At 70.2% G+C, this 10,974-nt stretch carries 1 protein-coding gene (only partly in view); it reads right to left on the bottom strand.

The window, feature by feature from the left end:
* Positions 1-10,974 carry part of the coding region annotated (locus ACZ6SF_RS12850; protein ID WP_466062215.1) for a non-ribosomal peptide synthase/polyketide synthase on the bottom strand (this coding region is incomplete at its 3' end). 17,927 nt of the annotated region lie beyond the right edge of the window, so 10,974 of the 28,901 annotated nt are shown.

Genomic DNA, 10,974 nt, shown 5'->3' with positions numbered 1-10,974 from the left:
CGACGCAACGCCAGCGCCACCCGGTCCTCCGGACCCACACCCAGCGCAATCAGATGCCGCGCCAGCGTATTCACCCGCGCGTCCAACTCCGCATAGGTCACCTGCGACCCGTCGTCGGCGACGAGGGCCACCTCCCGGGGAGCGGAGGCGACCGTGGCGGCCAGCAGCGCCGCCAGGGTGGCCGCGGTATCGACCGGACGCGCGGTCGCATTACGCGCCGCGATCACGGTGTCGCGTTCGCCGGCGGCGAGCAATTCGAGATCGCCGACCGCGGTTTCCGGATCGGCGATCACGGCGCCGAGCAGGCGGATGAACCGATCCACGAAACCCTGGGCGGTGGCGTGGTCGAACAGATCCGTCGCGTAGGTGAGGTAGCCGCCGATCCCGTCGGGCGCGCCCGCGTCGTCGTAGGTATCCCCCACGATCAGGTGCAGGTCGAACTGCGAGAGTTCGGTGTCGATATCCACCCCGGATACGGTGAGTCCGGGCAGTTCCAGCGTCGAGGACGCCAGGTTCTGGAACGACAGGCCCACCTGGAACAGCGGATGCCGCGCGGTGGACCGCACCGGGTTCAGTACCTCGACCAGCCGCTCGAACGGGACATCGGCATTGGCGAACGCCTGGATGTCCTTCTCCCGCTGCCGCGCCAGCAACTCGGTGAACGACTGCCCGCCGTCGACCAGGGTGCGGAACACAACCGTGTTCACGAACATGCCGATCAGGTCGTCCAGGGCCGCCTCGCCGCGGCCCGCGAGCGGGGTGCCGATCGCGATATCGCCGGTCCCCGACAACCGCGCGAGCAGGACGGCGAACGCGGAGTGCACCACCATGAACAGGGTGGCGTGCTCATCGCGCGCCACTTCCAGCAGCGCGCGGTGGATCTCGGCGTCGATCCGGACCTCGACCCGGCCACCGGTGTAGGACTGCACCGCGGGACGCGGCCGGTCCGACGGCAGATCCAGCTGGTCGGGCAGATCGGCCAGCGCGGCCCGCCAGTACGCGACCTGCTTGTGCGCCAGCGATTCCGGATCGTCCTCGTCGCCGAGGACGGCCCGCTGCCAGATGCTGTAGTCGGCGTACTGCACCGGCAGCGGCGCCCAGCCCGGCGTCTCACCGGCAGCGCGCGCCGCGTAGGCGATCATCAGATCGCGGGTGAGCGGCCCCACCGAGGAGCCGTCACCGGAGATGTGGTGCACGACCATGGCCAGCACGTATTCGTCGGTGGCGCCCTCGATCCCGAACAGCGCCACCCGCAGCGGCACCTCGTCGGTGACGTCGAAAACGGTCGAGACCAGTTCGAGCACCGCGCCCGTCACCGCGTCGGCGGCGACAGTGCGGACCGCGAGTTCGGGAACCGCGCCCGCGACCGGCAGCACCACCTGCACCGGACCCTGGTCGGTATCCGGGTACACCGTGCGCAGTACCTCGTGGCGGCTCACCAGATCGCCGATCGCGCCGCGCAGCGCATCCACATCCAGGCGGCCGGTCAGCCGGACCGCCATCGGCACGTGGTAGGCGGCGGACTGGTTGTCGAAGCGGTTGAGGAACCACATCCGCTGCTGCGCCAGCGACAGCGGGACCCGTTCCGGGCGCGGTCCGGCGACCAGCGCCTGCCGCGCTCCACCGCCGGCCTGCTCCACCCGGGTCGCCAGACCCACCACGGTGGACGCCTCGAACAGCATCCGCACCGGCACGTCGGTTTCCAGTGCCGCGCCCAGCCGGGCCGCGACCCGGGTCGCGATCAGCGAGTTGCCGCCGAGTTCGAAGAAATCGTCGTCCAGGCCGACCCGGCGGTCCGCGGGCACACCCAGGACCTCGGCGAACACATTCGCCACGATCTCCTCGACCGGGGTGCTCGGGGCCCGGAACTCACGCGCGGCGAATACCGGTTCCGGCAGGGCGCGGCGGTCGAGTTTGCCGCTGGCGTTCAGCGGCAGCGCGTCGAGCACCATGAACGCCGCGGGCACCATATAGGTCGGCAACCGGTCGGTCAAGTGATCGCGCAGCGTATCCAGGTCCACGACGGCACCGGCCACGGGCACCACGTACCCGACCAGGCGGTCACCGGTATGGGCGTCCGAGCGCACCAGCACCACCGACTGCCCGACCGATTCGTGTTCGGCCAGCGCCGTCTCGATCTCACCCAGTTCGATCCGCAGACCGCGCAGTTTGACCTGGAAATCGGTACGGCCCCGGTAGACCAGCGCACCCGACCTGTCGCGGGCCACCAGATCACCGGTGCGGTACATCCGCGAACCCTCGGGCCCGAACGGGTTGGGCAGGAACCGGTCGGCGGTCAGCGCCGCGCGGCCGAAGTAGCCGCGGGCCAGCTGCGGTCCGGCCAGATACAGCTCGCCCGCGGCGCCCGCGGGCACCGGATGCAGCCGCGCGTCGAGCACATAGGCCTGGGTGTTCCAGACCGGATAGCCGATCGGCACCGTCGCGGAGACGGAATCGGGCACCACCGCGTAGGTGGAGTTGACCGTGACCTCCGTCGGCCCGTACAGGTTCACCAGCGCCACATTCGGCACCCCGAGGCGCCGGAACGCCAGCACCGATTCCCGGGTGAACGCCTCGCCGCCGACGAGCAGCGCCCGCAGCGAGCCGAGCCCGGCGGGATCGGTGGTGGTGGCGAAGATGCTCAGCAGCGACGGGACGAACGACGCCAGGGTCACCCGTTCCTCGGCGATGGTCCGGGACAGGTACCCGGTATCGCGATGCCCGTCCGGCGTGGCGACCACGGTCCGCGCGCCGCTCAGCAGCGGGGCCAGCGGCTCCCAGACCGAGGCGTCGAAGGTGGCCGGGGTCTTGTACAGCACCACATCGTCGGACGAGAGCCCGAATTCGGTCACCAACCAGCGCATCTGATGATGCAGCGCGGCATGGGACACCCCGACGCCCTTCGGGCGGCCGGTGGAGCCGGAGGTGAAGATCACGTAGGCCAGCTGGTCCGGGCGCAGCGGGAGCAGCCGCTCGGCGTCGGTCACCGGAGTGCCCGGGTAACCGGAGAGATCCAGTTCGTCGATCACCAGGCGGCGCAGCCCCGCGGGCGCGAAATCGTCACGGCCGGTGGTCAGGACGCAGACCGGTGCCGCGGTATCGAGCACATAGGTCAGGCGTTCGGACGGCTGGTCCAGGTCCAGCGGCACATAGGCGGCGCCGGCCTGCAGTACCGCGTGGATCGCGACGGTCAGGTCCAGCGACCGGCGCATCCCCAGCGCCACCCGGGTATCCGGTCCGGCGCCCGCCTCGATCAGCCGCCGGGCCAGCCGGGCGACCCGCTCCGCGAATTCGGCGTAGCTGAGCGTGGCACCGGGTTCGGCACCCGACCGGTCGACCACGGCGACCGCCTCCGGTGTCGCGGCCGCCTGGTCGACGAACCAGTCGACGACCGTACCCGCCGGATCCACCGGCCGGCCCACTCCGTGCCAGCCCCGCAGTTCCTGCGCGGCCTCGGCGGGTTCCAGCATCGGGAGATCGCCCAGCGGGCGCTCCGGGGTCTTGGTGAGCGCCTTGAGCAGCCGCAGGAAACGCCGGCCGAAGCTCGCCACGGTATCGGCGTCGAACAGATCGGTGGCGTAGACGAATTTGGCGGTGATACCCGCCGCGGCGCCGGCCTGCTCACCGATCCGTTCGGTGAGTTCCAGCGCCAGATCGAATTTGGCGGTCTCGATGGGCAGTTCGACCCCGCCGATGGTGAGGCCTGGCAGTTCCATACTCACCTGGCGGGTGTTCTGCAGCGACAGCATCACCTGGAACAGCGGGTTGCGGGCCTGCGACCGCACCGGGTTCAGGATCTCCACCAGCCGTTCGAACGGCAGATCCGCATGCCCGAACGCGGCGATATCGGTACCGCGCACCGCGCCGAGCAGTTCGTCGAAACCGGCCGCCGAATCGACCTCGGTACGCAGTACCAGGGTGTTGACGAACATACCGATCAGATCGTCGAGCGCGCGTTCACCGCGACCCGCGACCGGGGTGCCGATGGCGATATCGGCTTCGCCGGACAACCGCGACAGCAGTACCGCGAAGGCCGCGTGCACCACCATGAACAACGTCGCGCCCCGGCCCCGCGCCAGTTCGCCCAGCGCGGCATGGGTATCGGCGTCGATCTCGAACAGGTGGGTGGCGCCGCGCCCGGAGGCGATCGCCGGACGCGGGCGGTCGGCGGGCAGATCCAGCTGTTCCGGAATCCCGGCCAGCGAATCGGTCCAGTAGGCGATCTGCTCGGAGATCACCGATTCCGGATCGTCCTCGGACCCGAGCACCTGGCGCTGCCACAGCGCGTAATCGGCGTACTGGACCTCCAGCGGCCGCCAGCCGGGCTCCCCGCCCTCGATGCGGGCGGCGTAGGCGGTGACCACATCGCGGAAGAACGGCGCCATCGAGAAGCCGTCACCGGAGATATGGTGCACCACGAAACCGAGAACGTGCTCGGTCGGGCTGATCTCGAACAGCCGGGCGCGGAACGGCACCGTGGTGGTGACGTCGAATCCGGCCAGCACGACCTCGGAGAGGCGGCGCGGCAGGTCGGTCTCGCCGACATCGATCGGCGTCAGGTCGGGGATCACCTGCGCGGTCGGAACCACCTGCTGATAGGCGGTGCCGTCCACCTCGGGGTAGAAGGTGCGCAGCGATTCGTGGCGGGCCAGCACATCGGCGACCGCCACCTGCAGCGCCTGCCGGTCCAGCAGGCCCGACATCCGGACCGCGACGGTGATGTTGTCCACCGCGGATTCGGGATCGAAGCGGTTCAGGAACCACATCCGCTGCTGGGCCAGCGACAGCGGCACCCGTTCCACGACCTCACCCGAGGGCAGGGTCTGGGTCGGGCGCGGCTGCGGCACCAGCGCGGCATGCGATCCGGCGCCGGCGCGGCTCTCCGCCCGCGCGGCCAGCGCCGCGACGGTGGAGGCCTCGAAAAGTTCCCGGACCGCGAGTTCGGTATCCAGTGCGGCCGAGAGCCGGGCCGCGACCTGGGTCGCGCTGAGCGAGTTACCGCCGAGGGCGAAGAAATCGTCGTCCAGGCCGGCCCGCTCCACGCCGAGCACCTCGGCGAAGGTGCGGGCCACGATCTCCTCCACCGGGGTGGTGGGGGCCCGGAACACCGCCGCCTCGAACACCGGGGCGGGCAGCGCCTTACGGTCCAGCTTGCCGGAGGCGTTCAGCGGGAAGGCGTCCAGCGCCATGATGGTGGCGGGCACCATATAGGCCGGTACCTGCGCGGACAGATCCTCCCGGACGGTTTCGATATCGAGCTGCGCGCCCGCCGCGGCCACCACGTAGCCCACCAGCTGGTCACCGGTATGCGGATCGCCGCGCAGCACCACCACGGCCTGATCGACCTCGTCGATACCGGTGAGCGCGGATTCGATCTCACCCAGTTCGATCCGCAGACCACGCAGTTTCACCTGGAAATCGGTGCGGCCCAGGTAATCCAGTTCCCCGGCCGGGGTCCAGGCCACCAGGTCGCCGGTGCGGTACATCCGCTGCCCGGCGTCGAACGGGTTGGCCACGAACCGGTCCGCGGACAGATCCGGGCGGGCCACATAACCGCGCGCCAGCTGGGCGCCCGCGAGATACAGCTCACCCGCGACACCCACCGGAACGGGCCGCAGCCGATCGTCGAGGACGTAGAGACGGGTGTTGTAGACGGGCGCGCCGATCGGCACCGAAACGGTATCGGCGTCGGTGACCTCGTGGAAGGTGACGTCGACGGCGGCCTCGGTCGGGCCGTAGAGGTTGTGCAGCGCGGTCCCGGCGAGCTCGCGCAACCGCTGCGCGGGCTTCGGCGAGAGCGCCTCACCGGAGGAGAACACCATCCGCAGCGAATCGCAGCGGGCGGCCTCGGCCGATTCGGTGAGCGCGCCCACGAACACGGTGAGCATGGACGGCACGAAATGCGCGACCGTGATCCGCTCGGCCTCGATGATCTCGGCCAGATAGGCGGGATCGCGATGCCCGTCGGGTTTGGCGACCACGAGCCGCGCACCGATCTGCAACGGCCAGAAGAACTCCCACACCGAGACGTCGAAGGTCGACGGGGTCTTCTGCAGTACCGCGTCCTCGGGGGTCATCCCGTAGCGGTCCTGCATCCACACCAGCCGGTTCACGATCGCCGCGTGCGAGACGGCCACACCCTTGGGCCGGCCGGTGGAACCGGAGGTGAAGATCACGTAGGCGGTACCGGCCGGGCGCACGGGGGCCCGGCGGTCGCGGTCGGTGACCTCGTCGTCGCGGTAACCGGACAGATCCAGCAGATCCATCCGCACCTGCGCGGTATCGATCTCCAGATCGTCGCCGGAGGTCAGCACACACACCGGATCGGCGGTCTTCAGGATGTACTCGGTGCGCTCGGCCGGATGGTCGGGGTCCAGCGGGACGTACGCGCCGCCGGCCAGGGCGACGGCGTACATACCGACCACCAGATCGAGGGAGCGCCGCATCCCCAGCGCCACATACGATTCCGGGCCCACACCGCGGTCGATGAGCCAGCGCGCCAGCGGATTCACCCGCGCGGCGAACTCGGCGTAGGACAGAGTCGTCCCCTCGAAGGTGAGTGCGGGGGCGTCCGGGGTCCGCGCGACCTGCGCGGTGAACATCGAGACCAGGGTGGCCGCCGAGTCCACTTCGTGCTCGGTCGCGTTCCAGCGCGACACCACGAGTTCGCGCTCTCCCGCGCCCAGCAGGTCGATCTCGCTGATCGGGCGGCCGGGATCGGTGGTGACGGCGTTCAGGACCCACACCAGGCGATCGGCGATCCGGCGCACGGTCTGCTCGTCGAACATATCCCGCAGATAGCCGGCGCGAATCCGCAGCTCCGCGTGCATGGCCGCGACCAGGGTCAGCGGGTAGTGGGTGGCATCGGCGGCGTCCAGGCCGGTGACCGTCATACCGTCGATATCGGTGGCCTGCGCCTGGATACCCTCGGCGTCCACCGGATAGGACTCGAACACCAGCAGGGTGTCGAACAGCGTGGCCATCCCGGCGGCGGTCTGGATATCGGACAGGCCGACATAGTGGTGATCCAGCAGATCGGCCTGTTCGGACTGGGTGCGAACCAGTACCTCACGCGCCGATTCGGATTGGTCGAAGCGCACCCGCACCGGAACGGTGTTGATGAACAGGCCGACCATCGTCTCCACACCGGACAACTGCGGCGGGCGGCCGGAGACGGTGGCGCCGAACAGCACATCGTCGCGGCTGGTCATCCGGCCCATGAGAATGGCCCAGGCCACCTGCAGCACGGTGTTCGGGGTGACGCCGAGATCCGCGGCCAGCGCGGTGAGCCGGGCGGTCCCGGCCTCGTCCAGGCCGAACTCGTATTCACCGGAGAGCGCGTTGATCTCGTGCGAGGAGGCGCCGCCGCTGTCCGGGCGGGTCAGCAGCGTGGGTTCGGAGATCCCGGACAGCGCGTCCGCCCACACCGCCACCGATGCCGCGTGGTCCTGGCGGCCGAGCCAGTCCAGGAAGTGGCGGTAGGAGCGGGCGGCGGGCAGCGCGCTGCTGTCGGCGTGCGCCGCGTACAGCACCAGCAGATCCCGCATGAGCAGCGGCATCGACCAGCCGTCGAGCAGGATGTGGTGGTTGGACACCACGAACTGCCATTCGGCTGCGCCGACCTGGATCAGGGTGAACCGGATCAGCGGCGGCTCGGTGAGATCGAAACGCCGCAACCGGTCGGCTTCGATGAGTTCGGTGGCGTCACCGGCGGCGGCGCGGTCGTATTCGGCCCAGTCCACCCGGACGTTGTCCAGCACCACCTGCATCGGGTTACCGGCGGAATCGGTGACGAACGCGGTGCGCAGGTTCTCGTAGCGGTCCACCAGCGCCTGGGCGGCGGCGCGCAGCCGGGTCGCGTCGACGCGGCCGGTGAGAGTGAGCACCGCCTGCGCGGTGTACACATCGACCGAATGCGCGGCGAGGCGGGCATGGAAGAGCAGCCCCGCCTGCAGCGACGACAGCGGCCACACATCGGCCACCGGTCCGGTGAACTGCCGTTCGAAGCCGTCGATATCGTGCTGCGCCAACCGGACCAGCGCGAAATCCGACGGGGTGTGCCCACCAGCGCCGGCCGAATCGGCGTGCCGGGCCACCGCTTCCAGCGCCCGGACCCAGAGGTCGCCGAATTCGCGGACCTCCTCGGCCGACAGCAGTGTGGACGGGTAGCCGATCCGCGCGGTCAGCGCCTCGCCGACCACGATGGCGTTGATATCCAGCGGCGCCATGGCCGGCATATCGGCGTCGTACGCGCCGCCGAGGGCGCCGAGTTCCGGCGCCGGGATCCAGCCGAATCCGCGCAGCGCGTCCGGGATCTCGCTCTCCGCGACCCGGCCCAGATAGTTGAAACTCACCTGGCCCGGCAGGTCCGCGGGCAGCTCACCGGCGGTTTCGGGATTCATATAGCGCAGCAGGCCGTACCCGATGCCCTTATCCGGCACCGACAGCAGCTGTTCCTTGACCAGTTTCAGCGCGGCGCCCAGTTCCGGCCCGCCGTTCAGCGCGGCCGTCACATCGATCCCGCTCAGTTCGAACCGGACCGGGAAGATCGCGGTGAACCAGCCGACCGTGCGCGACAGATCCGCGCCCGGGACGACCTCTTCCTCACGGCCGTGGCCCTCCAGCCGCAGCAGCAGCGCGTCGTCGGCGCGCACACCCGGTACGCGGCGCGTCCGCCAGGCCGCGGTGGCCAGGGCCAGCGCGGTCAGCAGACCGTCGTTGACACCGCCGTGGAACAGCGCCGGAACGGTGGTCAGCAGGGTCCTGGTGACCTCCGGCGAGACCTCCACCCGGTGGATATCGATCATCGCGGAGGTGTCCACGACCGGATCCATCCGGCGATCGGTCAGCAGCGGATCGGCGGTGCCGGCGACGGTGCGCCAGTAGTCCAGTTCGGCCGACCTGGCCGTGCCGCGGGCGTTCTCCTCGAGCGCATGCGCCCAGGAGCGCATGGAGGTGGCGGGTGCGGGCAGTTCGGGAGCCCGCCCGGCGCTGTGGGCACCGGCCGACGCCACGAAATCGGGCACCAGGATGCGCCAGGAGACACCGTCGACCACCAGGTGGTGGGCGAGGACGATCAACCGGCCCGCGCGGTCGGCGGAATCCGGTTCGAGCCAGACGAACCGCACCACGACACCGGCGGCCGGATCCAGGCGGTCCAGCGCCGCGTCCACCGCGGCCGAGGCGATCTCGAACAGCCGCTCGTCGTCGGCGGCCGCGTCGAACACGGTGTGGTCGATGCGGGTGGACACCTCGACGGTGCCCGGTTCGGCGGTCTCCACCACCCAGTCGCCGCCCGCGCGGTAGAGGCGGGCGCGCAACATATCGTGGCGGTCCAATACCGGCGCGATCACGGCCTCGAGGGTCGCGGCGTCCACGCCCAGCGGCAATTCCAGCGCCATCAACTGGTGGAACCGGCCGAACGAGCCGGCCCGCTCGGCCATGAACCGCACCACCGGCGTCGGCGGCAGCGTGCCGACACCCGCGCCCGGCAGTTCCGCGAACACCGGCGCGGCGCTGTCGCCGGCCGCCGCGGTCTCGGCCACCGTCGCCAGCCCGGCGACGGTGCGCTGTTCGAACACATGCCGCGGCGTGAAGACCACACCGCGGGCCTTGGCGCGCGAGACCAGCTGGATCGAGACGATGCTGTCGCCGCCCAGGGCGAAGAACGAATCGTCCACGCCCACCCGGTCCACACCGAGCACCTCGGCGAAGATCTCGGCGATGGTCTGCTCCAGCGGGGTCCGCGGAGCCCGGAAGGTGGTGTCGGTGGCGAAAACCGGTTCCGGCAGCGCGCGCCGGTCGAGTTTGCCGACCGGGGTCAGCGGGATGCGGTCCAGCACCATGATCGAGGACGGCACCATATAGGCGGGCAGCCGCTCCTCGAGGCGGTCCGTCACGGCCGCGATATCGATCGCGTGGCCGGGCGCGGCCACCACATACGACACCAGCGATACCGCGCCCGCGGCACTGGTGTGGCCGAGGGTGACCGCGAAGTCCACACTCTCGTCGGCGGTCAGGGCGTTGTCGATCTCGCCGAGTTCGATACGGAAACCGCGGATCTTGACCTGGAAGTCCGAGCGGCCCACGTATTCGAGCCGGTACTCGATCTCCCCGCCGTCGAGTTCCCGGGCCGCCCAGCGCACCACGTCACCGGTGCGGTACATCCGCTCCCCGGGCGCGTGCGGGTTCGCGACGAACCGTTCGGCACTGAGCCCGGCCCGGCCCAGGTAACCCCGGGTCACCTGGATACCGGAGACATACAGCTCACCGGCCACACCGTCGGGTACCGGCCGCAGCCGGTCGTCGAGCACCATCGACCGGATACCGCGGTTGGGGCCGCCGATGGTGAGCGCGTCGCCGGGACACAGCGGTTCACCGATATTGACCACGATGGTGGTCTCGGTCGGACCGTAGACATTGTGGAACGCGCGCAGCGGCCGGTCCGGCAGACCCGGATCGCCCAGCGGCACCGCCCATCTGGCGAGCAGTTCCGGCGAATACGCCTCGCCGCCCACCGCCAGGACACGCAGGCTGTCCAGCCCCGCGGGATCGAGGGTGGCCAGCGCGGCCGGGGTGATGAACAGATGGGTCACCTGTTCGGCGCGGATGAGCCCGTAGAGTTCCTCACCGCCGTAGACCCCGGTCGGCACGATCACCAGGGTGCCGCCCGGCCCGATCGCCAGCAGCAGCTCCATCAGGGAGGCGTCGAAGCTGGGCGAGGAGAAGTGCAGGGTTCGCGAACCCGAGTCCATCCGGTAGCGCTGCACCTGTTCGGCGGCGAAGTTCGCCAGACCCGCATGCGGTACCGAAACGCCCTTGGGCACACCGGTGGAGCCGGAGGTGTAGATGATGTAGGCGGTATTGGCCGGGCGCAGCGGGCGCACCCGGTCGGCGTCGGTGACCGGGGCGGCGTCGAAACCGTCCAGGTCCAGGTCGTCGAGGACCAGCCATTCCACCGTCTCCGGCAGGCCG

This window comes from Nocardia sp. NPDC049935 (genome assembly GCF_055586645.1).
This window is presented reverse-complemented; position numbering and strand designations above follow the sequence as displayed.